General features: G+C 68.8%; 24 protein-coding genes. 12 read left to right on the forward strand and 12 right to left on the reverse strand.

Annotation, left to right across the window (positions count from 1 at the left end; genetic code table 11):
* Nucleotides 1-37: 37 nt before the first annotated feature.
* Both Pph01_RS22800 and Pph01_RS22805 read right to left on the reverse strand, forming a co-directional pair.
* Entirely contained in the window at nt 38-691 is a 654-nt protein-coding gene (locus Pph01_RS22800; RefSeq protein WP_308441911.1) for a class I SAM-dependent methyltransferase, read from the reverse strand.
* A 211-nt stretch (nt 692-902) separates the two neighbouring features.
* The gene (locus tag Pph01_RS22805; protein WP_204075181.1) at nt 903-1,409 is read right to left on the reverse strand and encodes a hypothetical protein; all 507 of its coding nucleotides are present in this window, start codon (nt 1,407-1,409) and stop codon (nt 903-905) included.
* 618 nt (nt 1,410-2,027) lie between these two features.
* Here Pph01_RS22805 and Pph01_RS22810 point away from each other — a divergent pair.
* The 5 genes from Pph01_RS22810 (at nt 2,028) to Pph01_RS22830 (ending at nt 6,074) form a co-directional block, all read left to right on the forward strand.
* Nucleotides 2,028-2,258, forward strand: a complete 231-nt coding sequence (locus Pph01_RS22810; protein ID WP_204075182.1) for a hypothetical protein — start codon at nt 2,028-2,030, stop codon at nt 2,256-2,258.
* A 174-nt stretch (nt 2,259-2,432) separates the two neighbouring features.
* Nucleotides 2,433-3,602 carry a sensor histidine kinase gene (locus Pph01_RS22815; RefSeq protein WP_204075183.1) on the forward strand — a complete coding sequence of 390 codons (1,170 nt, stop codon included), beginning with the start codon at nt 2,433-2,435 and terminating at the stop codon, nt 3,600-3,602.
* Nucleotides 3,593-4,243 (forward strand): response regulator transcription factor, encoded by a 651-nt coding sequence (locus tag Pph01_RS22820; protein ID WP_204075184.1) that lies wholly within the window; start codon nt 3,593-3,595, stop codon nt 4,241-4,243. The genes Pph01_RS22815 and Pph01_RS22820 overlap by 10 nt, the downstream gene beginning before the upstream one ends.
* Before the next feature lie 71 nt (nt 4,244-4,314).
* On the forward strand, nt 4,315-5,016 hold the full coding sequence (locus tag Pph01_RS22825) for a hypothetical protein (RefSeq protein WP_239116935.1): 702 nt from the start codon (nt 4,315-4,317) through the stop codon (nt 5,014-5,016).
* Nucleotides 5,017-5,480: 464 nt separating this feature from the next.
* Complete coding sequence (locus tag Pph01_RS22830) at nt 5,481-6,074, forward strand: neutral zinc metallopeptidase (RefSeq protein WP_275412858.1); 594 nt, start codon at nt 5,481-5,483, stop codon at nt 6,072-6,074.
* Between the two features lie 60 nt (nt 6,075-6,134).
* On the opposite strand, the gene Pph01_RS22835 is transcribed toward Pph01_RS22830, so the two are convergent.
* The 5 genes from Pph01_RS22835 to Pph01_RS22855 form a co-directional block, all read right to left on the reverse strand.
* Nucleotides 6,135-6,809 carry a response regulator gene (locus tag Pph01_RS22835; protein ID WP_204075187.1) on the reverse strand — a complete coding sequence of 225 codons (675 nt, stop codon included), beginning with the start codon at nt 6,807-6,809 and terminating at the stop codon, nt 6,135-6,137.
* Entirely contained in the window at nt 6,806-8,068 is a 1,263-nt protein-coding gene (locus Pph01_RS22840; protein WP_204075188.1) for a sensor histidine kinase, read from the reverse strand. The genes Pph01_RS22835 and Pph01_RS22840 overlap by 4 nt, the downstream gene beginning before the upstream one ends.
* A 54-nt stretch (nt 8,069-8,122) precedes the next feature.
* Nucleotides 8,123-8,566, reverse strand: a complete 444-nt coding sequence (locus Pph01_RS22845) for a hypothetical protein (protein ID WP_204075189.1) — start codon at nt 8,564-8,566, stop codon at nt 8,123-8,125.
* A gap of 219 nt (nt 8,567-8,785) precedes the next feature.
* Nucleotides 8,786-10,201 carry a sensor histidine kinase gene (locus Pph01_RS22850; RefSeq protein WP_204075190.1) on the reverse strand — a complete coding sequence of 472 codons (1,416 nt, stop codon included), beginning with the start codon at nt 10,199-10,201 and terminating at the stop codon, nt 8,786-8,788.
* A 192-nt stretch (nt 10,202-10,393) separates the two neighbouring features.
* Nucleotides 10,394-11,698, reverse strand: coding sequence for an MFS transporter (locus Pph01_RS22855; protein ID WP_204075191.1), 1,305 nt, complete (start codon nt 11,696-11,698; stop codon nt 10,394-10,396).
* Nucleotides 11,699-11,796: 98 nt separating this feature from the next.
* Between Pph01_RS22855 and Pph01_RS22860 the strand changes: the two genes are divergently transcribed.
* The gene (locus tag Pph01_RS22860; protein ID WP_239116936.1) at nt 11,797-12,318 is read left to right on the forward strand and encodes a MarR family winged helix-turn-helix transcriptional regulator; all 522 of its coding nucleotides are present in this window, start codon (nt 11,797-11,799) and stop codon (nt 12,316-12,318) included.
* A gap of 12 nt (nt 12,319-12,330) precedes the next feature.
* Here the strand turns inward: Pph01_RS22860 and Pph01_RS22865 are convergent, their stop codons facing one another.
* Together Pph01_RS22865 and Pph01_RS22870 are read right to left on the reverse strand one after the other, a co-directional pair.
* Nucleotides 12,331-13,221 carry an aminoglycoside phosphotransferase family protein gene (locus Pph01_RS22865; RefSeq protein WP_239116953.1) on the reverse strand — a complete coding sequence of 297 codons (891 nt, stop codon included), beginning with the start codon at nt 13,219-13,221 and terminating at the stop codon, nt 12,331-12,333.
* Nucleotides 13,222-13,394: 173 nt separating this feature from the next.
* Nucleotides 13,395-14,903 carry a carboxylesterase/lipase family protein gene (locus tag Pph01_RS22870; protein WP_204075193.1) on the reverse strand — a complete coding sequence of 503 codons (1,509 nt, stop codon included), beginning with the start codon at nt 14,901-14,903 and terminating at the stop codon, nt 13,395-13,397.
* Nucleotides 14,904-15,116: 213 nt separating this feature from the next.
* On the opposite strand from Pph01_RS22870, the gene Pph01_RS22875 reads away from it, so the two are divergent.
* The 3 genes from Pph01_RS22875 to Pph01_RS22885 all read left to right on the forward strand — a co-directional run bounded on the left by Pph01_RS22875 (nt 15,117) and on the right by Pph01_RS22885 (nt 17,445).
* Entirely contained in the window at nt 15,117-15,314 is a 198-nt protein-coding gene (locus tag Pph01_RS22875; protein ID WP_204075194.1) for a hypothetical protein, read from the forward strand.
* Nucleotides 15,311-16,327 (forward strand): phosphotransferase, encoded by a 1,017-nt coding sequence (locus tag Pph01_RS22880; protein ID WP_204075195.1) that lies wholly within the window; start codon nt 15,311-15,313, stop codon nt 16,325-16,327. Before Pph01_RS22875 ends, Pph01_RS22880 begins: the two co-directional genes overlap by 4 nt.
* Nucleotides 16,328-16,497: 170 nt before the next feature.
* Nucleotides 16,498-17,445 (forward strand): hypothetical protein, encoded by a 948-nt coding sequence (locus Pph01_RS22885; protein ID WP_204075196.1) that lies wholly within the window; start codon nt 16,498-16,500, stop codon nt 17,443-17,445.
* Between the two features lie 148 nt (nt 17,446-17,593).
* On the opposite strand, the gene Pph01_RS22890 is transcribed toward Pph01_RS22885, so the two are convergent.
* The gene (locus Pph01_RS22890; RefSeq protein ID WP_204075197.1) at nt 17,594-17,926 is read right to left on the reverse strand and encodes a DUF6247 family protein; all 333 of its coding nucleotides are present in this window, start codon (nt 17,924-17,926) and stop codon (nt 17,594-17,596) included.
* Between the two features lie 316 nt (nt 17,927-18,242).
* Here Pph01_RS22890 and Pph01_RS22895 point away from each other — a divergent pair, with 316 nt between their 5' ends.
* The gene (locus tag Pph01_RS22895; RefSeq protein ID WP_204075198.1) at nt 18,243-19,064 is read left to right on the forward strand and encodes an SDR family oxidoreductase; all 822 of its coding nucleotides are present in this window, start codon (nt 18,243-18,245) and stop codon (nt 19,062-19,064) included.
* 57 nt (nt 19,065-19,121) lie between these two features.
* On the opposite strand, the gene Pph01_RS22900 is transcribed toward Pph01_RS22895, so the two are convergent.
* Nucleotides 19,122-19,997 carry a glycerophosphodiester phosphodiesterase gene (locus tag Pph01_RS22900; RefSeq protein WP_204075199.1) on the reverse strand — a complete coding sequence of 292 codons (876 nt, stop codon included), beginning with the start codon at nt 19,995-19,997 and terminating at the stop codon, nt 19,122-19,124.
* Nucleotides 19,998-20,318: 321 nt separating this feature from the next.
* Here Pph01_RS22900 and Pph01_RS22905 point away from each other — a divergent pair, with 321 nt between their 5' ends.
* A complete protein-coding gene (locus Pph01_RS22905; RefSeq protein WP_204075200.1) occupies nt 20,319-20,906 on the forward strand; it encodes a dihydrofolate reductase family protein in 588 nt (195 codons plus the stop codon).
* Between the two features lie 122 nt (nt 20,907-21,028).
* Here Pph01_RS22905 and Pph01_RS22910 read toward each other — a convergent pair whose 3' ends face one another.
* Nucleotides 21,029-23,401: a glycoside hydrolase family 95 protein gene (locus Pph01_RS22910; RefSeq protein WP_204075201.1), complete on the reverse strand. Its 2,373-nt coding sequence runs from the start codon at nt 23,399-23,401 to the stop codon at nt 21,029-21,031.
* Nucleotides 23,402-23,701: 300 nt separating this feature from the next.
* On the opposite strand from Pph01_RS22910, the gene Pph01_RS22915 reads away from it, so the two are divergent.
* The gene (locus Pph01_RS22915; RefSeq protein WP_204075202.1) at nt 23,702-24,916 is read left to right on the forward strand and encodes a cytochrome P450; all 1,215 of its coding nucleotides are present in this window, start codon (nt 23,702-23,704) and stop codon (nt 24,914-24,916) included.
* Nucleotides 24,917-24,940: the final 24 nt, after the last annotated feature.

The following is a 24,940-nucleotide window of genomic DNA, read 5'->3' on the forward strand; positions in this document are numbered from 1 at the left end:
CGAAAACTGCCCCGCCGCCCCCGGCGGGGCGTCCACGTCACTTCGGATGACCGGTGCCGCCGCTCGGGGGTTTCCTGGCCGCGAGCCGCTCGATGACGCCGAGCTTGAAGCGCCCGTGTTGCTCGACGGTGAACCCCATCGCGGACACCTGGCGCATCGGCCGCCGGCGGTAATGCTCCCCGGACATCGGCACGGTGAACGCGTCCACCAGCGCCTGCAGCACGCGAACCGGCCAGGCTGACGATTCCACGTGGTCGGCCAGGAGCAGCAGTCCGCCGGGCCGCAGGACTCGTGCCATCTCGGCGAGAGCCGCGTGTTCGTCGGGGATCCCGCACAACGCGAACGTGCACACGACCGTGTCGAAGTGCTCGTCGGGGAAGGGCAGATCCCGGGCGTCGCCCTGCCGCAGATCGACCCCCCGGCCGAGGGCGCCGGCTCGACGCCGGGCCGTCGCCAGCATCGGGGCACTCCACTCCACGCCGGTCAGTCGCACGTCGTCGGGGTAGTGGGGGAGGTTCAGGCCGCTGCCGACGGCCACCTCCAGCGTGTCGCCGACCGCCTGCCCGCACAGCCAGGGGCGGGTGTCGGCGAACAAGCGGCGCTCGGCGAACGCCATCTGCCGATCGTAGGAGTCGGCCTGCCGGTCCCAGTACCGGCGTAACCGTTCGTCCCGTGGTGAAATGTCCGACACCGGATCACCGTAGCTCTCTCCGGGGAGCACGGACAGCGCCTCCGGTGATATTCGGCCGGACGGGGTGGGCCCTGGTCCGCCCGGCGTGTTCCGAGGCCGGTCGGCTGGAAGAGACTGGGGCGGAACGCCGGATGGGCGACCGCCGCACGACGAACTCGTCCTGCGCACGGCCGCCCACACCTGGCCTTGGGGGCCAGGGGTCATCCGCCTCCTAGTCCTCGTCTATGAACCCGAACCGGTCGCGGCCGCGCTCCTCGCCGAACCGCTCGCGGAAGGGACGCTCCTCGCGGAACCGCTCGCGGCCGCGCTCCATGCCGCGCTCCTCGCGGAACCGCTCGCGACCGCGCTCCATGCCGCGCTCCTCGCGGAATCGCTCGCGGCCGCGCTCCATGCCGAACCGCTCGCGGACGCGGTGCTCCCTGAACCGTTCGCGTTCGCGGACGGGAGCCCGACGGCCCTCTCTGAACCGCCGGTCCTCTCTGAACCGCTCGTGGACGCGGTGCTCGCGGAACCGCTCGCGGTAGTGCCGGCGCTCTCGGTCAGGGCGGGGCGGCTGCGCTGGAGATGCCGCAGCCGTCTTTGCGTGGTTCGCCATGCTGAGCGTTGTCGTGTTCATCGAATTCGGGCCGGTGGAGCCATTCGGCGCCTGACTGAGTCCGAACACCAGAGCCCCGAGGACTGCGGCGCCTAACGACGCCGACAGCAGATTTTTGGGCATGATGCCTCCTCCCCGAATCGCCTGAACGCGGCGATTGCGGATCTACATCCATCGTGGGCATTGAGTTCCGGGCCCGTCTAGGGAAGTTGGCGGGTATTGAGACGACGGCACGGTTATTCAGTAGAGCGGCATGACTTTGTGTTTCCTGTCGCCCGCGCGGACTTGCGGTGGGTTGTGATCCTTGTGTGGGAGAGATTGCGTTCAGAACAGTGAACAGGGGTGCTCGGCGTTCCACGACTGCCTGAGCGGCGCTCTCACCGGAGTCCGCCGCCGACGTCGCCGCTTTCCTTGCCGGTCATTTTCTGCGCCGGTGGCGCCGTATTGACGACCCGGGGGAAGCGCCGTCCCGGCTTTCGCGGTCGATGCGAATCGGCGGCTCGAAGGGTCGCAGCGGCCGACTGGGGCGTGATGCCGTTTTTTCTGGTGAATGCGGATAATAAAACTCATGGAGTGATGAGCCGGAAATAATGTTTTGCCTCGGACGGGGAGATCTCGTCTGATGTCATGATTAGTCTGAGTAGTGTTCAGCGCCACATCTGCGTATCCCGAGACTCGGAACCGACGCTCGTCATCCCCCTCCATCGGGGGTTCGGTCCTCACTTCAGGGAGTGATCTCTGATGCTCAAGCGTTTACTCTTCGCCGTCACGCTGGCCGCGTCCACGCTCATCGTCACCGGAACCGCCGCCGGCACCGCGCAGGCATCCGAGCCGAGCGTCTGCGCGTCTGGTCAGCGCACCGCCCCTGCCATCGACACGGCCCGCCCGGCGCCGCCGTGCATGTGGAAGGGTGACTGCTACATGTGCTACAGCTACCGGGGCGCGAGGTGGGAGACCCAGCACTGCGAGTAGCGCCGACGGACGACGGCAGCCCTGCGAAGCCACCGCCTCGCGGGGCTGCTCAACGCGTGGGGGAGCGCATCGCGGGCGCGCGGCCGGTGTCCCCGGCGCGACGCGACGCCGAATGTCGCCTGACCGCCTGCCCGCACGGTCAGGGCGCTCAAGCAAGCGGGTAGCTTCTGGCGGGTGCGCACCCGGACCGCCCTGGAGGCCCTCACCCTGCGTCCGCTGTCCTTCCTGCGGTCCTGGTGGCCGTGGCGGTCACTGGCGTACCTGCTGTCGAGTGCCCTGCTGGGCGTCACCGTCGCCGCCACCGCGGTGTCGATCTCTCTTCTGGGGTTCGTCCCGCTCATGGCCGTCATCGGGATCGCCGCCGCGGGGATGGTCGTGCCGCTGGTGGCGGGGTTCGAGCGCTGGCGGATGCGCCTGGTCGACTCCGTGCCTGTCACCCGGGTGAACGCCGGGCGGTGGCGGGAGATCAGCCTGACGCTGGTCTCGGTCCTCGCGCTCTGGTGGATCGACCTGGTGGTGGTCTGCTTCAGCGTCGGGGGCCCCGTCGTGCTGATCCTTTCGCCGGTCCTCCAGCCCGTGGAGGCGGGATGGCCGCTCGCCGCCGCGCTGACGGCCTCGGCCGCAGGGCTACTTCTGCTCCCGGTGGCCGCCTACATCGTCACCGCCTGGGCGGGAGCACGTGAAGCCATGATCAGGGCGCTGCTCGCTCCACGGGAGGCGGAACTGGCCGACGTGCTTCGTTCGCGGGCACGCCTGGTGGACGCATTCGAGATGGAACGCCGCAGGATTGAGCGCGACCTGCACGACGGCGCCCAACAGCGGCTTGTCGCGCTGAGCATGAAGCTGGGGCTGGCCCGGCTCGACCTGCCGCCGGACGGACCGGTCGCGGAGCAGGTCGCGCAGGCCCATGAGGAGGCCAAACGAGCTCTGGCCGAGCTGCGGGAGCTGATCCGCGGTGTGCATCCGCAGATACTCACCGACCGCGGCCTCGCCGCCGCCGCCCGCGACACGGCCGGGCGCTCCCCTGTTCCGGTGGACGTGGACCTCGCTCTGCCGCGGCGGTTGCCCGAGGCCGTGGAGATCACCGCCTATTACGTCGTGTCGGAGGCTCTGTCGAACATCGCCAAGCACAGCCAGGCGAGCCGTGCTCAGGTGCACGGCCGTCTGGTCGACGACATGCTGATCATGGAGATCCGCGACGACGGGGTGGGCGGCGCGGATCCCGCGGGCGGGACCGGCCTGACGGGGCTGGCCGACAGGGTCTCCGTGGTCGACGGGAGGATGGCCCTGTCCAGTCCGGCAGGCGGCCCGACGACGATGCGAGTGGAGATCCCGTGCGTGTAGCGATCGCCGAAGACTCCGTCCTCCTGCGCGAGGGCCTCGCCGGCCTGCTGGAGCGCTTCGGGCACACGGTCGTCGCCTCGGTCGGTGACGCCCCCTCCCTTGTCGCCGCGGTGGAGGAGCACAGGCCCGACATCGTCGTGGTCGACGTTCGGATGCCGCCTGGCTTCACCGATGAAGGGCTGCGTGCCGCGCTCGTGCTGCGCGTGGACCACCCGGATCTGGCCGTGCTGGTGCTGAGCCAGTACGTCGAGCAGACCTACGCCGCCGAGCTGCTCGGCTCCGGCCGTGGCGCCGGGATCGGTTATCTGCTGAAGGAGCGGATCGGCGACGTGGGCGAGTTCGTCGACGCGCTGGTCCGGGTCGCGGAGGGCGGCACGGTCGTGGACCCCGAGGTGGTGCGGCAACTGCTCAGCGGACGGCGCGACCCGCTGCGGCGTCTCACCCCGAGAGAGCTGGAAGTGCTCGCTCTGATCGCCGAGGGACGGTCCAACGCCTCGATAGCTCGGGCTCTCTTCGTCACTGATGCGGCGGTCGCCAAGCACATCGCGAGCATCTTCGCCAAGCTCGACCTCCCGCCCGCCGCCGACGGCCATCGTCGCGTCTTGGCCGTCCTCGCCTTCTTGCAGGCCGAGCCGAGGTAGTGCCAGGTCTACTCCAAGGCCGGGCCCCTGGGCCAATGCGCGGCGGAGGTCGCGTCGGTTGGATCGACGGCATGACCACGACCTCTTTCGAGTTCCCCGGCCGCTGGGTCGAGGGCGCCGGGCTTGTCCTCGGGCCGGTTCTGATGCTTGGCGGCGTGCTCCTCCGTGCGGATTTCGATGGCTTCTTCCCCCGGCAACTCGCCGCGTTCGCCGGGAGCCCCGGCCGGATGACCGCCTCCTACAGCGCCTTCGTCGCGGGCGACGTCCTGCTGTGGCCGGCCGTCATGGCGCTGGTCAGGGGCGTGTGGGGGACCCAGACGAGGTGGGCGCTGTGGGGTGGCCTGCTGGTTCTGTCCGGGCTGTTCGCACGCGCCTTCCACGCCGGGATCAACCACCTGGCCTTCCAGGTCGTCGACGTCCAGGGGGTCGAGGCGGCGCAGAAGGTGATGGCCGACTCCTACGGCGCGTTCCACGTGTTCCACTCACTGTCAGGCGCGATCTTCTTCGGCTGGATCGTGCTCGCCGTCGGGGCGTGGCGGGCAGGTGTGCTGGGAATCGCCAGATCCGTCGCGCTGGCGTCGATGAGCGCGCTGCCGATCGGCGTGCTCAAGGGCACGGGCCCGATGTCGATCGTCGCCACCATCGGCCTGTGCGTGGCGCTCGTCCCACTGGGGGTGCGGGTCCTGAGGGACGGCCCCCCGCCCAGGTGGTGGGCTTATCCGCTCACGCTGGGCGTGGGCGCCGCGGCTGTACTCCTCGGCATGGCCGGTTAGAAGTGAGGCATCGTGAGGCGGCCTGAGGCGTGGTGTCTGGATCTGCTCCAGGCGCGCTTTCTCGGGTCGCTCCGTTGAGTCGGTTCGAGTCGTCCGTACGGTCGATCCGTACCGGATCGGGGCCTTTCGCAGCTGCCCGTTTTGTGGGAGATGGTCGATAAGATCCGCAAATGCTTCGCCTCTCCCGGCGCTTGTTGGTCTGTGTCCTCCTCCTGGCCGCGTGTTCGCCGGCCGATCCCGCGCCCTCGTCGGTCCCCCTCGCGGCTCCGCGGACGGCCGCGGCCCCCGCGATCACGCCGTCCCCTTCGGCTTCCCCCTCACCTTCCGCTTCGTTGCCGGCGACGGCGCAGTTACGTGATATCCCCTGGGGCCGCCCCGCCGCGGTCAACAGCCCGCTCTATGCCGCACCCCAGATGAAGGGGAGTTGCAAGATCCCCGCGCTCAGGTCCGGTAGTTGGCGGTCGATGAAGAAGTACATGGAGTCTGTTTCGAGCTGCCTGGATCGGATCTGGGCCCGCTCGTTCAAGGCGGAGAACATGTATTTCGAGCCGCCCAAACGGAAGTTCGTCCAGCGCCGTGTGCGCGACCCGATCTGCGGGCTGCTGCCCAAGAAGAACGACACCGGGGCCTACTGCGGCGGGACCGCCACCTATTACCTGCTCATCCCCGACGACCTGCTGCGGCATCCCCTGGCAGCCGCCTTCGTGTCCAAGACGATCAGCCACGAGTACGGTCATCACGTTCAGTACTCGACGCACATCCTGGATTACAAGGCCGCGGAGGTCGGCGCCGCCAGGAAGCGCGCGACGGCGGACCTGGCGAGCAGGCGTCTCGAGTTGCAGGCCGAGTGCTTCGCCGGAGTGGCCGTGAAGGCGATGCGCCGTGAGATGCCTCCGTGGCAGCAGTTCCGCTACCTGTTCATGGGCATCGTCAACGATCCGTTCGCTCACGATCACGGCCGTCAGTCCACGCGACTGAAGTGGATCGAGAAGGGATACCGCTCGGGCAGGCCGGGTGCGTGCGAGACCTGGTCGAGCCCGAAGAGCAAGGTCACGTGAAAGGCGCCATGGCGGACGACCGCCCCTGACGGACCGGTGTCCCGGCACGGGCAGTGCCGGTCACCTCGGTGCTCGTGGGACGAGCAGTCCGCGGTTGAACGCCTCGGTGACGGCGGCGGCGCGGTCGCTCACGCCCAGCTTGCTGTAGATGTTCAGCATGTGGGTCTTGATGGTGGCCTCGGTGATGAACAGTTTGGCCGCCGCTTCCCGGTTGGTGGACCCGGCCGCCACCAACTGGAGGACCTCGAGTTCTCGTTGGCTGAGTGGCCCGGGGGTGGCGGTGGCCGGCCCGGGCGTGGAGGAGCGAAGCCGGTTCATGAGCAGGGCCGCGGCTGACGGGGCGAGGACCGCCTCGCCCCGGGCCGTTGCCTGGACCGCGCGGAGGAGGTCGTCGCGGGGGGCGTCCTTGAGCAGGTAGCCGGTGGCGCCCGCTTCGATCGCGGGGAGCACGTGGCTGTCGGTGTCATAGGTGGTCAGCACCAGCACACGCGCACTGCTCCCGCGTGCGGAGAGTTCCCTGATCGCGGTCACTCCGTCCATGCCGGGCATGCGCAGATCCATGAGGATGACGTCTGGGCGGAGGGCCTCGGCGAGGCGGACCGCTTCGGCTCCGTCGGAGGCCTGGCCGATCACTTCGAACCCCGGCTCGCGTGCGAACATGCTGCTCAGGCCGTCTCTGACTACGGGATGGTCGTCGGCGACCAGCAGTTTGATCGGGCCGGTGGGGCGGCTCATGCGGGGACCCGCACCGGTTCGGCGGGGACGCAGGCGGAGATTCCGGTGCCGGCGCCCGGTTCGGACTCGATCTGCAGGGTTCCCGACAGGCCTTCGATTCGTTGGCGCATCGCGATCAGGCCGAACCCTCCGTGGTCTTCGCGGGAATCGTCGGTGGCGTCGTCGTGGATCCGGGCAGGGTCGAAGCCGCGGCCGTCGTCGCGTACGTCGAGGGCGACCTGGTGCTCCATGTAGGAGAGTGTCACGCCGACTCGGGTCGCGCGTGCGTGTTTGGCCACGTTGGTCAGTGCTTCCTGTGCTGTTCTGAGGAGTGCGACTTCCGCTTCCGGGCGCAGGGCTCGTGCCGTACCGGTCGTGGTGACCTGGACGGGCACATCGTGCAGCGAGGACCAGCGCTCGGCCACGTTCGCCAGGGCCTCGCCCAGTCGCGCCGTCCGCAGGGGCTCTGGGCGCAACTCGTGGACTGACCGTCGTGCTTCGGACAGGCTTTCCTTGGCGAGTGCGGTCGCGGCTTCGATGTGCCTGCGCCATGCCGCGGGGTCGTCGGCGGCGTGTTCGGCCGCGTGGAGTTGGGTGATGATGCCGGTGAGTCCTTGGGCCAGGGTGTCGTGGATCTCCCGTGCCATTCGCTGTCGTTCGTCGTTCACGCCGGCCTCTCTCGCCTGCGCCAGTAGTTGCTCGTGCAGGGCCGCGTTCTCCGCGAGAGTCGCCTCCAGCCTGCGGTTCGCCTCTCGTGTCTCCTCGAGTGCGCGGTCGCGTTCGTCGCTCTGCCGGGCGCTACGGCGGGCGAACCAGGCGAAGCCGACCATGGGGATCACGTTCGCGGCCATGACGGCGACATACGTGATCAGGCCGAAGACGGTCGTCTTCTCCACGCCGTACGCCTGCGCCGTCCCCGACACCATCGCCACCGCGGCGACGCCGACGGGCAGCCACGGCCAGATCAGGACCCTGAACGCGTAGATGTATCCGGCGGCGGTGAAGAACCCGAACCACGGGTCCCGGATCACCAGGACCGTCATGATCGCGGTCAGCCCGGTGAAGAACACCGCCATGACCGGCACGCGCTCCCGCCAGGCGGGGTGCAGCGTGAAGATCCACAACATCCATGCCGCGGCCAGTGCGCACAGGGCCAGATCGATGAACAGGGAGTGGCCCGCCGAGCGTTTGCCGACCACCGTGACGACGACCAGGATCGCCAGCAGCACGTACGGCATGGCCGTCACCACCGCAGACCGAGGCGGTACCAGACGACTCATGGGGCCTCCACCGTAGGTCTTTCCAACCGGACAATCTAGCCGCATCGACGCGTTCTACGCAGTAGCGAACATCGAGCGCAGGTGCTTGCCGTTGGCGATCACGACGACGGCCGCGAGGAGCAGTCCGCAGACGCTCTGCTCGATCCTCATCCACGCCGGCAGGAGCCCGGGGAGTACGACGAGGGCCGCGATGGACACCACCATGAGGGCCGAGGCGATTCGCAACCGCAGGTAGGCCCGGCGGCGGCCGCGGGCGGCGCCGGTCACGAAGGAGAGCATCAGCACAGAGGTGCCGGCGACGATCCCGCCGCGGATCCAGGCCGTGTCGTTCACCAGTGCGGGGTTGTGGCGCAGCAGGTAGACGGCCACGAGGGTGAGCAGGCTGAAGCCGGCGTAGCCGCCGACGGCGAGCTTCATCCCGCGGAACGCCGCGACGCTGTGCGGGTGGTTCAGGGCTTCGTCGGAGATCGTGGCGGGAGGTGCGATTCGGGCGTTCACGGTGAGCCCTTCCTGTTGTGGAGACGGGCTTCAGCCTCGCAATCGCCCGGTAGGCCGCACATCGCCCGATCTCCTGAGGTCGCGGCTGAATCGGCCGCTCCACCGGACGGTTGAGTCGATCCACCGATCGGTTGATCCGCGCTCAGCGCGTGACGTCGTTCCAGGGGTGCTCCGCAGCCGTCACCTGCGCTGTCGTACGGAGCACCTGCCGCGGCCAGGCTACGGCAGTGCCGACTCTCGGTCCGCGTTCACAACCGGCAGACGGAGCACGAACCGTGCTCCCCTCGGAGAGTCCTCGATCGTGAGCGACCCCCCGTGAGCGTTGACCGTCTCGAGGGAAAGGGCCAGGCCGAGCCCACCACCTCCGGGATCCAGGCGCCGCCCCTCCTCCAAGCGGACAAAGGGTTCGAAAACCCGTTCGCGATCCTCTGGTGCGATGCCCCTGCCGTCGTCCTGTACGGTCACGACGGCCTGCTCTCCGGTGCACTCCGCTGTGACATCGACGCGAGAGGTGGCGTGCCGCTGCGCGTTCGTCAGAAGGTTGCGCAGGACGCCGGCCAGTTGCACCCGGGTGCCGAGGACGGTGGGGTGGCACGTCGCATCGATCCGTATCGGCGTGCCGAAGGGAAGGGCGGCCGTCTCCTCCTGAAGAAGGACTGAGAGGTCGAACGGCTCGGTGGCGGATGCGCGGGTCTCCTTGACCCGGGTGTAAGCCAACAGATCGTCGATGATCGCCTGGAAGCGTTCCGTGGTGCGCAGAGCCGTCTGGATGGTCTCGAGCGGATTCACCTCCTGGGGGTAGGTCAGCGCCTCATCCAGTTGGGTGTGCAGAGCGGCGACCGGAGACCTGAGCTCGTGAGAGGCCGAGGAGGCGAAACGCCGCTGAGCGGTCACCGCCTGCTCGAGCCGTTCGAGGTACTGGTTCGAATTGTGCGCGAGCTGCGCGATCTCGTCATCGCCGGGCGGCGTCGGGACCCGCAGGCTCAGGTCGCTCGCCGTGGCCACGCGCATCCTCTCGCTGATCGCCTTCACCGGGCGCAGGGTCCGGCCCACCACCACCCAGGTGGCCCAGGCCGCGGTGGCGGAGGCGAAGAGAACCGCGGCACCGATGCCGATCTCCAGATAGTGGTTGGCCAGGCCGGGGGGTTCCTCGACACCGACGTAGACGTAGTGGGGCCGGCCGTTCCACACCATGGAGGACGCTTGCGGGCTGAGCCGCATGGCCGTGACCAGGAGGCTCCTGTCGTCCCACGACGGGTATTCGATGAGATTGAGGATCCGGTCGTCAGGGGGAGGACGGACCGTGGTCAGCGGGGGCTTGCCCGCCGCCGCCGCGTTGGACGCCACCACGCGCCCCTGGTCGTCGATGAGCTGGACATAGTCGACGTGACCTATCGACTCGGTCGGCGGCACATAGCCGGGCCGCATCGCATCGGCCCATGCGAAGGTGGCATGACGCGTATCGCGGAAGACGTCCCCATCGATCTTGCTCCGGATCCAGCCGTCGACGAAGCCACCCACCACCGTGAGAACGATCAGGAACAGCGAACCCACGATGAGGGCGTAACGAGCACGGATGGAGCGCCAGAACCGCCAGTTCTGGCGCATGACCGGCCCCTGCCGTCGGCCAGCCATTGGTTCCCCCCCGACGTCGCATCTCCACGATGGAGAGCCGCCATAGAGCCGGATATCGTCCTTACACGCTACTTGACAGTCTGTGTGGGGATCCATGCGGGCCCTTGCCGGTTGATGACACCTCCTTGCCCTGCGTGTCGGCACCGCCACGCCCCCTCCAAGTCGGAGGTACGCCGGCCACCATGGAGATGATCAAGGTTGCGGTGAAGTGAGCACGGCCTTCGACGGCAGGTCCCTCGAGCTCGACGTCGTCGGCGGACGCGCCGCATCGCCGGACAGGGCCGTGTCGGTCCTGTCAGCCGTGACCTGGCGGCGGTCGAAGCGGAGCAGGATGGCGGCACCGGTCAGCGCCGAGCCGATCAGGAACAGCCAGGGCAGCGATCCGTCGACGGCCAGCAGGGCGGTGAAGACCGAGGGGGCGAGGGCGGCGGACAGTGACCAGGACAACTGGTACGACGCCAGGTATCGGCCGCGAAGGTCGGCAGGTGCGGCCTCGATCGCCAGCGTGCTCGCGGCTGGACTGTGGACCAGCTCCCCGGTGGTGTACAGGATCATCATGCCGATCAGCGCGACGATCAGTACGGCGGCGCCGCCGGGACGGATCATCCCGATGAGCGCGAAACCGAGAAACGACAGCGCGAAGACGGCGGCACCGGTGGCCGCGATCCGGGAGCGCCGGCCGATCCGCTGGGCCCACCGGGACATCGGCACCCCGCCGAGCGCGCAGAGTGCGGTGTTGACGGCGAACAGCCCGCCGGTCGTCGCGGCCGGGGCATGCAACACGGTGACGGCGTACGCGGGCAGCAACAGGGACAGGGCCGAGTAGCCGAACGCGATCAGGAAGTTCGCTCCGGTGAGGCTCAGGAACGGCAGGTCGGCGAGGATCGCACGGTAGCCGCCGGCGGTGTCGGTGGCGGTCACGGCAGCGGCCGGAGACCGGCGAGGCAGTCGCCGCGCGATCAGCGCGGCGACGAGGAAACTCGCGGCGTTGAGCCAGGCGGCGATGACGAACCCGGTGTCGCCGGCCAGCCCGACGATGAGTGCGGCGAGCAGGCCGCCTGCGCCGAGGCCGGCGTTGCGCAGGCTGCGGCCCAGCGCGTTGAGCCGGTCGCGGTCCGTGCCGGTGGAGATCTCGCCCACGAGCGCCTGCTGGATGGCGGGGAACGCGCGGTCGCCGGCGGCGGTGAACAGGGCGACGGCCGCGAACGCCGGCAGCGAGGTCGCGAAGGGGTACGCCACGAACCCCAGGCCGCGCACCGCGTACCCGATCAGCTGCATGCGGCGGGCGCCGAAACGGTCGACGGCGGCGCCGGCGAGCGGGAGCAGCGCCATGCCGGCGAGGCCGGCGACGGTCAGGACGACTCCGATCACCGTGAGCGGAAGGCCGGTGACCCGCTGAAAGAAGATCAGCGAGAAGGGCACGTACATCCCCGAGCCGAGCGCGTCGATCGTCATGCCCGTCACCAGCGCGCGCTCGCCTGGGTTCCGCCTGACCATGCTGGTTCCTCCCGAAATCGTTAGCCACTAACTAACTTAGTGCCAAGATACTTAATGCTAAGTATTTGAGAGGTTGTGAGACATGGCACACTGAGCGCATGGCGCAGCAGCGCGGTGAAGACCTGATCGATGCCGACGAGGTGGACGCGATCGTCCAGCAGTGGGCCGTCGAGCGCCCCGAGCTGGAGACGCTCCCGATGGAGGTGTTCGGCCGGATCTACCGGATCGCCCGTCAGATGGGAGACCGGGTGGAGGAGTCGTATGCCCGTTTCGGCATCGGCCGGGGGGAGTTCGACGTACTCGCGGCGCTGCGTCGTTCCGGCGAGCCGTACACGCTGTCGCCCAGTCGGCTGTCGGCGACGCTGATGCTCACCAGCGGCGGCATGACCGGCCGGCTCGACAAGCTGGAGCGGGCGGGTCTGGTCGAGCGGGTGCCCGACCCGGGCGACCGCCGGGCGCTCCGGGCGCGGCTGACCGCGAAAGGCAGGGAACTGGTCGACGAGGCCGTCGGCGCGGGCCTGGCGGAGCAGGCCGCCGTGCTGAGCCGGGTGCCGGAGCGGCAGCGCACCGAACTGGCCGCGTCGCTGCGGACGTTGCTGGCGGCCTTCGCCGATCGCTGAGGCGCGTTCCCGCTACGACGCGTCCACCACGATGCGTTCCAGGGTGCGCCGGCCCATACGGCTCATGGCCGGGTTGGTTTCGAGGTAGTACCAGACCAGCCCCATCGCCTGCTCGAAGGCCCACGCCTTGCCTCGCTCCCATTCGAGGTCGCCGCACTCGAGGTCCCGGCGGAGCTCCTGCCGCGGCCCGGCCTCGAGCAGGTGCCAGGCACTCACGAGATCGAGAGCCGGGTCGGCCGCTCCGAAACCGCCGACGTCGAGAATCCCGGCCAGCCGGCCCGCGGACACGAGCACGTTGCCGGGGATGAGATCACCGTGGGTCATCACGTCGGCGGTCTCGCGCGGCAGACTTCGAAGGTTCTGCCACATCTGGCGGAGCCGGCGGACATCCAGGAGCTGCTCGCTGTGCTTGAAACAGATCTCCATCCACGCGTCGTGGGAGTGAAGGTCGCCTCCCCGTCCGCTGCCGGCGAAGGTGCGGCCACGCGTGTCGATCGCACGCAGTTCTTCGATGAGCTCGGCCAGGTCGTGCGCGAATGCGATGGATTCGCCCGGATCCTCGTCGGCGGCCACGGCACCCGGCAGCCACGTCTGCACCGACCACGGCAGCGGGTATCCCGCGCCCGGTTCACCCAGCACGACCGGCTCCGGCGTGGGAAACCGCGTGCGACCACTCAGCTCACGAGCCGCTTCCGCCTCGGACTCGAGCCATCGGCGCGTCGCGTCGACGTGCCCGGGTTGCAGAGGGAACCGCGCCGTGAAGCGCTCGCCGATGCGAAAGATGGCGTTTACCGTCCCATGGGCGGCGATGACCGTGATGGGCAGGCTTCCCCACTCGGGGAACTGCTCGTCCACCAATGCGCGCACCGTCTCCGGCGACACCGTCAGCTGGTCGTCGTGCATCTTCACGCCGGGAGCGTTCCGCATCCCGGTCTTCCGCCGCAACATGATTTCGACCGAGGACCTGGGCGTTCATGCGTCCGGGACGTCAGCGGCCTCCGGCGGGCGGTCAGCTGTGTGTCAAGCGAGAGCAGGGGATCTGACGCGGGCGGCCACTCATCCAACGTGGTGAGCACTCATCGGGCGCCCAGCGGAAGCGGATCGAAGGTGTGTCCCGACCACAGCCTGCGCGACGTGTCCTCGGGATAGGCCGCCACTCGCGGGGTGGCGTCCAGGATCCAGGTGCTCCGGCCCTCCGGCTCGTACGCCGGCCACCCCGGGTCGCCGGTCGCGGCGAAGGCGGCCCACGCGGTACGAATGCGGGAGGACAACTCGGTCGCCTGCGCGGGCGGCTCCGGCCCGAACCACATCCCGTGCGCCCCCGCCGTCAGGTTGCCGAAGGTCAGTGGCACGTCGAGCCCGTGGCAGGCGCCCAGCACGTCCTCCATGCCGGGAGCTGTCCAGCTCAGCTCGTACAGGTGGACCCGGCCGCCGCCCGCGTGGTGCGCCTGGGCCAGGTGCAGGGAGGGCATCCGGAACAGCCAGTCGGAGTACACCAGCTCGTACAGCCGCTCGGCGTCGGCGCCGGGATGGGCGGCGCGGTAGGCGGCCGGGTCGGGGGCGAACATCCGCAGTGCGGTGGCGGCCCGCTCTGCGGTGATCTGGCCGGTGTCGCCGTTCAAGAAGGTGAACAGCCGGTACTCGTCGCGGGTGTGGCCGACGATCAGTTCCACGTCGGTCGCGGCCCCGCCCGCCAGCGCCCGCCACGGCACCGAGGGCAGCACCGCTCCGTCCACGACCGGGCCGAACAGGGTCCCGGCAGACGCGGCCCGGCCCCAGTGCGGCATCCCGTTCATCTTCGCGGCCACCGCGTCACCGGCGTCGATCAGCCGCTGTGGCGCCAGGCGGGCCAGCTCGCCCGCGACCGGGGGCAGCCCCAGCTCGCCGGCGACCGTGCGGGCGATGTCGGAGGCCAGCTCGGTGGTGAAGAACGGTGCGGGCACGCTCTGCGCGATCGCCCTGCGAAACAACCCGACCGCGCGGGGCATCGCCATCAGGGCGGCGATACTGCCGGCGCCGGCGGACTCGCCGAAGACGGTGACCCGGCCCGGATCCCCGCCGAAGGCGGCGATGTTGTCCCGGACCCAGCTCAACGCGGCCACCTGGTCCAGCAGCCCACGGTTGGCCGGCGCCCCCTCGAAGTGTCCGAAGCCCTCGGCGGCCACCCGGTAGTTGAAGGTCACCACGACGACGCCGTGCCGGGTGAGCAGGCCGCCGTCGAAGGTCGGCTCGCCGGACCACCCGTACATGTAGCCGCCGCCGTGGATCCACACCATCACCGGCAGGTCGGCGGCGCCCAGGTCAGGCGACCAGACGTTGGCGGTCAGCCAGTTCGCGCCCGCCTCTTCACCGATCTGGGTGGCCAGGCCCATCATCGTGGACTGCGGCGGGGGCGGACCGAACTCGGCGGCCTCGCGCACCCCGTCCCACGGCTCCGCGGGTACGGGCGCGGCCAGCCTCATGCTGCCCACCGGCGGTTGGGCGAAAGGCACGCCGCGGAAAACGGCGACGCCGTCCTCCATCCGCCCGCGCAACCTCCCGGTCGTGACGCGGACCTCGGGACCCGACGATCCGGCAGCGCTCATCACATCTCCCTCACGCGATGGCAGGCCCTCAGCGGATTGATGATCGCACCAAGGGCGACGAGAGCCGAGTCATTTTTCGTGCGCGCCGGCGGTGGTGACTGACCCTCACGTTTCGACCCGCGAAGCACGTCGCGATCGCCGTTCACTCGCACACATTGATGCGCTCTCAACGGTCACCAGACCGCCCGCCACGTCGTCGGTACGCTGGCCACCATGGAGATCATCACAGGTGCGGGGGAGTGGGCGCAGCCCGCCGCCGGGGCCGCCAACGACTGGGTTGAGCAGCTCAAGGTGCCGGACCTGTCCGTCGGGACGTACTGCATCCCGGCCGGTGGGGTCGACGACCAGAGCCCGCACACCGAGGATGAGATCTACGTGGTGACCGCTGGCCGTGCCCGGATCGGCGCATGAGGGACAGGCCGGCGGGTCTGGCAGAGGCCGAACTGATGGTGGCGCTGACCGAGGGCTGGGGCATCGAGCCTCACTCGGTCGAGTACCTCCCGGTGGGTGCGGGCAGCTACCACTGGTCCGTGCTGGATCGGCGTGGAACGGCGTCGTTCGTCAAGGTCGACGACCTCGGCGTCGATGTCGCCGGACGCGATGAGGCGTTCGACCGGCTCGGCCGATCGTTCGCCACCGCCCTGGCACTGCACCGGGACGCGGGGCTCGACTTCGTCCTCGCACCCGTCGCGACCGCGACCGACGCCCCGGTCATGCGGCTGACCTCGCGGTACGCCCTGTCGGTGTATCCAATGGTCGCGGGTGCGGCCGGAGACTTCGGCGCGCACCGTCCCGAGGACCGCGTCGAGGTCGTCGACCTGCTGGCCGAGCTGCACGAGGCGACCCCGATCGTGGCGGACACCGCGTCACGGGCCGACCTGGTGCTGCCCGGTCGGGACAGGCTGGAGGAGGCGCTGCGGGATCTCGATCGGGAATGGACCGGCGGGCCTCACGCCGAGCCGGCCCGCGAGCTCCTGTCCGTTCACGGCGGGCGGGTCCGGCGCTGGCTCGCCGACTTCGACCGCAGGGTCGACCAAGTACGGAACACCGCGGCGGCCTGGGTGGTCACCCACGGCGAACCGCACCCCGGGAACGTCATGCGCACCCCGGCTGGAGTCCGGCTCATCGATTGGGACACCGTGCAGATCGCCCCGCCGGAGCGGGACCTGTGGATGCTGACCCCCGCACTCGCCCGCATGCTCGGAGACGACCCGGCCGGCGATGCGGACGACGTAATCGCCCGATACACCCGGGCCACCGGCCGGACCGTCACGTCGGCCGGCCTCGCCCTCTATCCGCTTTGGTGGCGGCTCGCCGACATCGCCGTCTTCGTCGACGAACTGCGCCGGCCCCATGGCACGGGTGAGGACATCGCCGCGTCGTTGACGTACCTGAGCGGCTATCTCGAATCCAGCCGGGACTGACCCGCGGTCCGCATGGCGTGTGCACCGCTCTGCGCGGAGGGATGCCTCCGTGCCGGGCTGTGGCGCGACGGCGGCGCCTTCCGATCACATCATGATCAAGGCACGCTTTAGGTAGGTGGCTGAGCGGCAGTATTTGTGAAATGTCGTTATCTGCCGGATGGGGTTCCGCCGTGACCGATGCGATCACCATGAATGCGCGCCGTCTGCTGGTGGGTCTCCTTGTGGTCATCGGTGCGACGGGTTGTGGCGTGGCCGGGGATGGAGGGGCCGCGAGTGCGGTCCCGACTCCGCGGACCGCTGCCGACCTGACTCTTCCCCTGGACGCATACGACCTGTCCGCGGCCGATCGCAAGATCGTGGACAAGGCCCGGTTCATGATGCTCGCCGACTGCACCCGGGCGTACGGCGTGGAGTTGAAGACTCCTCCGCCGTCCCCCGAGTGGCCCGAGCGGCACAGGAACGCCGATTACCTCCACTGGATGGGTGACCTGCAGGTGGAGAGGTACGGCTATGCGGGCGCGCCCGCTCAACCCGTCGTGAACTTCGCCGGGGGATACTCCGTGTCCGATGAGCAGTTCATCGTCATCGAGGGCAGGAGGCGGACGTTCCGCGGTAAGGCCGTACCTGCCGGCGGATGCATGGGCATGGCGGAGGCGCTCCTTGGCCAGGGGTCCCTGGAACTCCTTGGTGGCAAGGCTGCCGCGGTGCGCGAGGAGGAGGGCCTTCTCGTGCTGGCCGACGAGGCGTCGGATGGCGCGTACAAGGACGCTCGCATCCGTGAGGCCGAGCGCGTGTGGAGCGAATGCATGCAGGATGCGGGCTTCGACTACCCGGATCCCGGGGCCGCCTTCGGAGATCCGAGATGGCGCAAAGGCGCGGTGGACGAGCAGTTCGGCAATCCTCAGGGGAGCCCGGCGGAGATCGCGACAGCCGTCGCTGATGAGGCGTGCAGGGTGGAGACGAACTACTCCGGCGTACGGCAGGTGGCATATCGCGACAGCCAGCAGAGGATCATCGCGAAGAATCAGGCTCGGCTGGACCGCATCAAGATCATCAATAAGGCGCAGATCAAGAACGCGCGTAAGTTCCTGGCCGGCGAACTCGCGGTGACGTGGTAGCCCGACGACATCGCGCACGTCCTCAGCGATCAGCCCGGAGCCACGAGTACCGCTGGAGGCGGGAGGTCGTGATCATCCGGTCGTGCCGTAAGAACTGCCTGCTCACGTAGAGGCTTGGCGAGACCGGATCGCCGACGAGTTCGTACGCCTATACGTCGATTCCGCGGGCGGCGAGGATCTCGCGCCACGACTTTCCCTCATGGGCGACATCACCGGCCATGATCTCTCCAGCCCGGATGTGCATCTGTCGGCGGCCTTCGGGATCACGCACAGAGTCGCAGGCGGAAATCCACCAGCGGTGTACGAAGGCGTTCAGCGCGCCGAGGTCAAGGCTGACTCTGGCCTCGTGGAGCACCGCCTTCAGGCCGGAATCGAAGGCCTCGCGGTCCTGAGGGACGACGAGCGCGGCCCGTATGGCCCGCAGATTCTTCTCCGGCAACGGCGAGTCACCGGGCATGAGGTCGTGTGGTTGCACGGTCATGGCCTGCTCCCTTCCCCGAAGGCAGAGGCTACAGAGGAGCGGTGACGTCTAGGTCGATGAGCCCGCTTCTCTACTGGAACTGCCGATTCCACGCCGGCCTCTCGGGTGGCATCTTGATCGCCCGATCCTGGAGTTCTTGCAGGCGACGAACGCCGAACTTGATGTCGACGAGTACGGGGACACCGACTGACCGGGTCGGGCACGTACTGCAGAAGTAGCTGCGCACGGCGTGATCCCTGGGCTGCTCGGCTTCTCCCGGGTCGATGGCGGGCGAGGTGAGGGTCTGGGCTGGTCGGGTCCGCTACGGTCACAGCCCATGAGAATCCTCATCGTCGGCGGCAGTGGCTTTCTCGGGAACGAACTCGTGCGGCAGTCTGCAACGGACGGCCATGTCGTGGCGGCGACCTATCTGACTCGGCCGGGAACGGCACCCGGAGTCGACTGGCTGCCGCTCGATGTTGGTGACCGTACGGCCGTGGCCGACCTGATCGGCGCGTTCAGCCCTGACGTCGTCGTCAACGCGGCCTACCGGCAAGCGGACTGGGTGACGACGGCCGTGGGCGCCGCACATGTGGCCGTCGCAATCTCCGGTAACGGCGGCCGCTTGGTGCACGTGTCCAGCGATGCCGTCTTTTCAGGTAAGGCGATCACCTACGCCGAAGACTGCGTCCCCGATCCGGTCTCTCCGTACGGAGCGGCGAAGGCAGCCGCAGAGGCGGCTGTCCAGGTCATCGATCCCACGGCGGTGATCGCACGGACGTCTCTGATCATCGGCGACGACGGTGGCTCTCCACATGAACGCCTGGTGCATTCGCTGGCCACGGGGGGCATGCACGGGATGTTGTTCACCGATGAGGTGCGCTGCCCAGTGCATGTATGTGATCTGGCAGCGGCCCTCTTGGAGCTTGCGAACTCTGATCGTGCAGGGATCCATCACGTAGCCGGGGCGGATGCGATGACTCGCTATGAGCTCGGATGTCTTATCGCGCAGCGTGATGGACTGGACCCGGCTCGGCTGCCGACTGGCCGACGTGCGGAAACCGACGTGCCTGGGCCGATCGACGTGCGGTTGGACTGCGTCCTGACTCAGGGTCATCTGAAGACCAGGCTGCGCGGTGCGCGGGAGTTCGTGAAGTGACGCTGCTCTGGTCAGCCCCCGGCAGCGCGGCGTTGAACTGCCGGGTGGCCGTGGCGGTCAGCTCTTCGAGACTTTGCCCTCGGCTTTCCCACGGCCGGCGCGCCGGAGCGGAGTGACGGCCAGGTCGCTCAGCACGTCCGGCTTGTTGGTGATGATGCCGTCGACGCCGTAGGAGATCATGCGGCTCATGTCGCCGGGGTCGTCCAGGGTCCAGGTGAATATCTGCATGCCCTCGTCGTGGACGCTCCTGACGTAGGAGGGGGTGACGTCCGCGTACGGCGGGTTGATCTCGTCGGCGAACGTCGCAAGGTCGTCGAGCTCCGCGGCCTTCGGTGTGCCGAGCAGGCCGATCGGCACCTGGGGCAATTCCTCGTGGAAGGTGCGCATGGAGTCCCAGTCGAACGACTGGACGACGACCCGGTTCCCGGTGAGCCACAGGGGGTTGCGGAGCAGTTCGTCCGCGACGCGGGCCTCGATGCCCGGGTAGAGGTCCGGGGACTTGATCTCCAGCAGCAGGCCGAGCCCGCTTCCCTGCATCGCACTCAGCGTTTCGCCGAGCGAGGGCACCGGTTCGTGGAAATCCGACCCGAACCATGAGCCGGCGTCGAGCTCGCGGATCTGCGAGAAGGTCAGGTCGCCGACCCTCCAGGGGCTCTGGCCGGGGAAGACCGTCTCCGCGTCGGTGGTGCGGCTCAGTGTCGTGTCGTGCATGAGGACCAACTCGTGGTCCCGGGTCTCCTGAACGTCGAGCTCGAACATGTCCGCGCCCTGCTCTGCGGCCAGTTCGAAGGCCGCGATGGTGTTCTCGGGCGCGTACGCCGACGCTCCGCGGTGGGCCACGTTGACCACCACAGAGGGATCGGCGGCCGCTGTGGTCGTGACCACCGCCAGGGCCGCCAGGATGGTCGTGATGACGAGGCCGACTCGACGCAATGCAGCTCTCTCCCCGTTTCGGCTGGGCTGGCCGGACGTGACGGTTGATCGCGGCTTTCGATGACAGACCGGTAAGTCGTTGATATCCCGACGCGCGGGCGTCCGACCGCCGCATGACCAACTCTTGTCACTCCAGTCCCAACGGCCTGGCCACAAGGGCAGATCGTGCCGGGTTCTTGGGGTAGTCCCTGCCTGCGGCGGCCCTGCGGGGGATCGTCCAAGGCGGTGCGTCGACACGGTGCGGCGGGCGTGGTCCGGCGATGAGAAATGCCGTCGTCGTCGATCTATGCAGAGGATGAATCAGGAACCCAGGAGGTCGAAGTGGCCGCTTCTGTGCTTTACATGTCGATGTCGCTCGACGGGTACATCGCGGGGACGAACGACGGGCCGGACAATCCCGGCGGCGACGGCTTCATCCGGCTGCACGAGTGGTGCCTCACGCCCGACGGGGAGTTGCGCAGGGGAAACGGGCCAGCCGGGCAATTCGCCGACGAATACGACGTGATCGGCGCGGTCGTCGTGGGGCGGCGGACCGCGGAGCAGGTCGATCACTGGGGTGGCGATCACCACGGTCGCGGGGTGCAGATCTTCGTGCCCAGCCACCGGCCGCCCGGCCCTTCGGTCGCGAACTATCCGCTGGTGACCTACGTGACCGATGGGATCGAGAGCGCGATGGCGCAGGCGAAGGCCGCCGCCGGGGACCGGGACGTGCTGGTGCACGGCGCGTACACGGCTCAGCGGGCGTTGGAGGCCGGGGTGCTGGACGAGTTGCAGATCCACCAGATCCCGGTGCTGTTCGGGGGCGGCCGCCGGCTGTTCGACGTACTGCCGTCCCGTGTCGAGCTGGACGTCGTGCGGGTCGTCGACACCCCAGAGGCGACCCACATCCGCTACCGCGTCCGCCGCTGAAGGGTCAGTGGCAGGATGCCCGAATGGAGCAGATCGTGCACGCTGCGAGCGCCGGCGACTCGCCGGCCCTGGCGTGATCATGTGCTGCCGAAGCGCCCATGATCACCAACCAGGGCCGCGATTCAGCGGCCGGGGGTCAGGGTGACGGATCCGCCCGGCTTGAGCGTGATCCGGCGTCGCCAGCCGCCCGAACGTACCTCGGTCTCGGTGCCGCCGACGCTGCGGATCGTCGCGCTGGTCACCTTGCCGTCGCGCCAGGCGAGATCCACCTCGAAGCCGCCGCGGGCGCCGATGCCGGTCACCTCACCGCTCTGCGCCCAGGCGTGGGGGAGCGCGGGCGCCAGTTCGATGACGCCGGGCCGGGAGTAGAGCAGCATCTCCAGCGCCGCGGTGGCGCCGCCCAGGTTGGCGTCGATCTGGAAGATGGTGTAGCTGCCCTGGCTGTACATGTCGAACAGGTTGGCCGCGGTGCCGTTGCCGTTGTTCATCGACGGCCGCAGCACGGTCAGGTAGAGCTGGTAGGCGTTCTCCGCGTCCTTGAGCCGGGACCAACACAACGACCGCCACGCGCAGGCCCAGCCGTAACTGTCCATGCCGCGAGCGGTGAGCAACGCCCGTACACCGTCGATCAGTTCCTTCGGGCCGGTGTCGGTGTTGATCCGGTCGCCGGGGTAGACGCCGATCAGCGGGGAGAGGTGCCGGTGCGTGGTCTCGCCGAGGTTGTCCGGCGTCATCCATTCCTCAAGCCAGCCGGTCTTCGGGCTGACCCGGGGCAGGTAGAGCCGGGCCTGGAGATCGGTGACCTCGGCCGCGAAGTCCTCGTCCCGGCCGAGCACCTCGGAGGCGACCCGGATCTGCTGGAACAGATCCCAGGCGAGCTCCTGGGCGTACGTGATGCCCTTCGCGTCCGGGCCGTGCTCCGGTGACCAGGCGGTGTCGTCGATCAGCACCTGGCGGGTCGTACCGTCCGGCTCGGTGACGGTGGTCGGGATGAGCCGGGACTGCCAGAACTCGGCCGCGCCCTTGAGCGCGGGATAGATCTTCGCCAGGTACGAACGGTCCAGGCTGTACTCGTAGTGCCGCCACAGCGAGTTGCACAGCCAGGCGTTGCCGGACGGGTGCCAGGCCCAGCCGCTGCCGCCGTAGATGTTCGTGGAGAACGCGATCGCCCAGCCGGCCAGTTTTCCGCTGGTGTTGCGGAAACGGTTGCTGGGGTCGTTGAACAGCCGCCGGGTCACGTCGGTCCAGACCGGCAACTGGGACACGCAGTAGTCGGCCAGAGCATGCGCGCTCTCGCCGAGCCCGGCCGGGTCGGCCAGCCAGTAGTTCATCTGGACGTTGATGTCGGTGTGGTAGTCCGCGAACCAGTCCGGGTTGTTGTTGTGCACCCAGATGCCCTGCAGGTTCATCGGCAGTCGGTCACGCGACCCGGTGATGGTCAGGTACCGCCCGAACTGGACGTACATGGCCTCCAGTTCCGGGTCGGGGGTGGTCGGGTCGGTGTAACGCACCGCGACACGCGACCAGGTGTCCAGCGCCCGCTGCACCGGTGTCGATTCGCCCAGGCGCAGCCGCATCCGGTCGTAGAGCCGCCGGTAGTCGGCCACGTGCGTGGAGAGCAGCGTGGTTCCGGCGACACCGGCGGCCGCGGCGACCTTCGTACGGGCGAGGGCGAGCGGGTCGATCGCCGGGTCGCGGAAGTTCTTCGCCGCGTCCTGGGAGTAGTCGGTGCCCCCGCAGATCACCACCAACAGTTCGCTGCAGCCCTCGAAGGTGACCTTGGAGCCGTCGGTGCCGATCCGGCCGCCGGTGCCGACCGCGGTGACCGCCGCCGCGTACCTCAAGCCGTTGGCCAGCGTGCCGCCGAAGCTCGCCTGGCTTCCGGCGGCCGTGGTGATCTCGCCATGTGTGCCGACCAGGGATACGGTGCCAGTGTGGCTGCCGCCGCCGGACTGGGTGAGTCGCAGGACGATCACGTCGTCCGGGTGGCTGGCGTAGACCTCGCGCCGGTAGTGCGCCTTCCCGATTCGGTAACTCACCGACACGATCCCGTTGCTGAGGTCGAGCGTCCGGCGATAGTCCGTATACACCTCCGGAGTGTGGTCCGTAAGCGCGATGCGCACCTGAGCGAGCAGCCCGAAACTGCCGAAACCATTCGAGTCGTACGGCAGTTGACCGTCGCTCTGCAGCGTGTCGTTGCGCCCACCGGTCCAGAACGAGCCGTCGGTGAGGTAGACGACGTCGTCGGCGGGATCGCCGCCAGTCAGCGCACCGAGACGACCGTTCCCGATCGGCAGGCCCTCCCGGATGATCTGGTCCTCGCGGGCCGGGGTGCGGTACCAGATCGTGGTGGCCTTGGTGTCCGGGACGAGCGCGGCTTCGGCCGGACGGGCCGGTGCGGCCTGCGCGGCGAACGGCCGGGCGCCGGCAAGCGCGAGACCGGCCCCGGCCGCCCCGGTGAGGCTGAGGAAGTCACGACGGGAGGATTCAAGCATGGGCGATTTCCCTTCCGACACATTCATCGGATCTCTACTGACGGAACTGGGGAGTTATCCAGCCAGTTAGACGGTTTGCGCCTTGATTGCTCCGATGTTTTCATAAAATATGACGGATGTTTCGGGGATGTCAACGCCTGTCGACGCTGCCTGTCAGAGCCTCGGTGCGGCCGTCTCCCGGATGGCCATTCCGGTCCCCTCCCGTTCTGCGCCCCTGATTCGCCTGTTGACGGTCGACAGTCCATTTCGTACGTTGCGCGTGGGCCTTCCCCTGGGTGCCCGGAACCGGAAGGGGTTGCGATGACCACCGAGCTGGATCCGAACGGGACTTGGCCGGACATCGTGCCGGGACCACTCGCGACGCCGTCACCGGAGTTCGCCCGCAGGCGCGAGTCGGGGCCGCTTGAGCCGGCGCCCATGCCGAGCGGCGACCGGGTCCCGGTGGCCGTCAGGTACGAGGACGTACGGGCGCTGCTGGCCTCGCCCACCTCCAGCCGCAACCTGCGCCTTCCGGGGTTGCCGCGGTTCGTCAGCGGCGTCGGGATCGACGACGACCCGGACGCGCTGATCAATCAGGACCCGCCGGACCACACCCGCTACCGCCGGATCATGCACGGCACCTTCACCCCGCGCCAGATCGAACCGTGGCGCCCCCGCGTCGCGAACATCGCCCGAGAACTCCTCGACGGCCTGGGCGACGACTTCGATCTGGTCCAGGGATACGCGCTGCAACTGCCGGGCCGTGTCATCTGCGAGATGCTCGGCGTGCCGATGGACGACTACGAGCAGTTCGTCCGGTGGACGGACATGTTCCTGACCACCTCCACGGTCACCGAGCAGGCGCGGTACGAGGGCTACGCCGAGTTCATGGCCTATGCCGCGGAGCTGGTCGCCCAGCATCGCGCCAAGCCCGGCACGGACCTCATCGACCTGCTCATCCAGGCCAGAGACGAGGAGGACCGGCTGTCGGAGGGCGAGCTGGTCAACACCGTCTTCTCTCTCATCACGGCCGGTCATGAGACGACGGCGTCGATGATCGGCCGTGGTGTCTTCCGGCTGCTCCTGCATCCCGGCCAGTGGGCTGAGCTGGTCGCGGACCCGTCCCTGGCGGCGACCGCCGTCGAGGAGATCCTCCGGTTCGACGGGCCGCCCGCCAGTGCCTTCATGCGCCGGATCACGGAGGACATCGACCTCCCCGGCGGCTCGCTGTGCGCGGGGACGGTCGTGATGCCGAACCTGAACGCGGCCAATCACGACCCGAACGCGTTTCCCGATCCCGGTCGGTTCGACATCCACCGCTTCACCGACCATCCCCCCAACCCGCATGTGGCATTCGGGTACGGCCCGCACCGCTGTCTGGCCGCCAGCCTCGCCAGGGTCGAGCTCACCGAGGCGATCAGAGCTCTGGTCGTTCAGCGACCCGCCCTCCGCCTGGCGATCTCGCCCGAGTCGGTGACCTGGACCGATGGTCTGGTCTATCGGCCGGTCACCCTGCCCGTCACCACGGGGAGCTGACCTCGACCGAGCCTCCGTCATGCC

Source organism: Planotetraspora phitsanulokensis (assembly GCF_016863295.1).
Classification (GTDB): Bacteria; Actinomycetota; Actinomycetes; order Streptosporangiales; family Streptosporangiaceae; genus Planotetraspora; species Planotetraspora phitsanulokensis.

Bases quoted from the DNA above. Each gene is read 5' to 3' on its own strand.
- Pph01_RS22805 (WP_204075181.1), bottom strand. From the start codon at position 1,409: ATGCCCAAAAATCTGCTGTCGGCGTCGTTAGGCGCCGCAGTCCTCGGG.
- Pph01_RS22810 (WP_204075182.1), top strand. From the start codon at position 2,028: ATGCTCAAGCGTTTACTCTTCGCCGTCACGCTGGCCGCGTCCACGCTC.
- Pph01_RS22825 (WP_239116935.1), top strand. From the start codon at position 4,315: ATGACCACGACCTCTTTCGAGTTCCCCGGCCGCTGGGTCGAGGGCGCC.
- Pph01_RS22830 (WP_275412858.1), top strand. From the start codon at position 5,481: ATGAAGAAGTACATGGAGTCTGTTTCGAGCTGCCTGGATCGGATCTGG.
- Pph01_RS22835 (WP_204075187.1), bottom strand. From the start codon at position 6,809: ATGAGCCGCCCCACCGGCCCGATCAAACTGCTGGTCGCCGACGACCAT.
- Pph01_RS22840 (WP_204075188.1), bottom strand. From the start codon at position 8,068: ATGAGTCGTCTGGTACCGCCTCGGTCTGCGGTGGTGACGGCCATGCCG.
- Pph01_RS22850 (WP_204075190.1), bottom strand. From the start codon at position 10,201: ATGGCTGGCCGACGGCAGGGGCCGGTCATGCGCCAGAACTGGCGGTTC.
- Pph01_RS22855 (WP_204075191.1), bottom strand. From the start codon at position 11,698: ATGGTCAGGCGGAACCCAGGCGAGCGCGCGCTGGTGACGGGCATGACG.
- Pph01_RS22860 (WP_239116936.1), top strand. From the start codon at position 11,797: ATGGCGCAGCAGCGCGGTGAAGACCTGATCGATGCCGACGAGGTGGAC.
- Pph01_RS22865 (WP_239116953.1), bottom strand. From the start codon at position 13,221: ATGCACGACGACCAGCTGACGGTGTCGCCGGAGACGGTGCGCGCATTG.
- Pph01_RS22870 (WP_204075193.1), bottom strand. From the start codon at position 14,903: ATGAGCGCTGCCGGATCGTCGGGTCCCGAGGTCCGCGTCACGACCGGG.
- Pph01_RS22875 (WP_204075194.1), top strand. From the start codon at position 15,117: ATGGAGATCATCACAGGTGCGGGGGAGTGGGCGCAGCCCGCCGCCGGG.
- Pph01_RS22880 (WP_204075195.1), top strand. From the start codon at position 15,311: ATGAGGGACAGGCCGGCGGGTCTGGCAGAGGCCGAACTGATGGTGGCG.
- Pph01_RS22890 (WP_204075197.1), bottom strand. From the start codon at position 17,926: ATGACCGTGCAACCACACGACCTCATGCCCGGTGACTCGCCGTTGCCG.
- Pph01_RS22895 (WP_204075198.1), top strand. From the start codon at position 18,243: ATGAGAATCCTCATCGTCGGCGGCAGTGGCTTTCTCGGGAACGAACTC.
- Pph01_RS22910 (WP_204075201.1), bottom strand. From the start codon at position 23,401: ATGCTTGAATCCTCCCGTCGTGACTTCCTCAGCCTCACCGGGGCGGCC.
- Pph01_RS22915 (WP_204075202.1), top strand. From the start codon at position 23,702: ATGACCACCGAGCTGGATCCGAACGGGACTTGGCCGGACATCGTGCCG.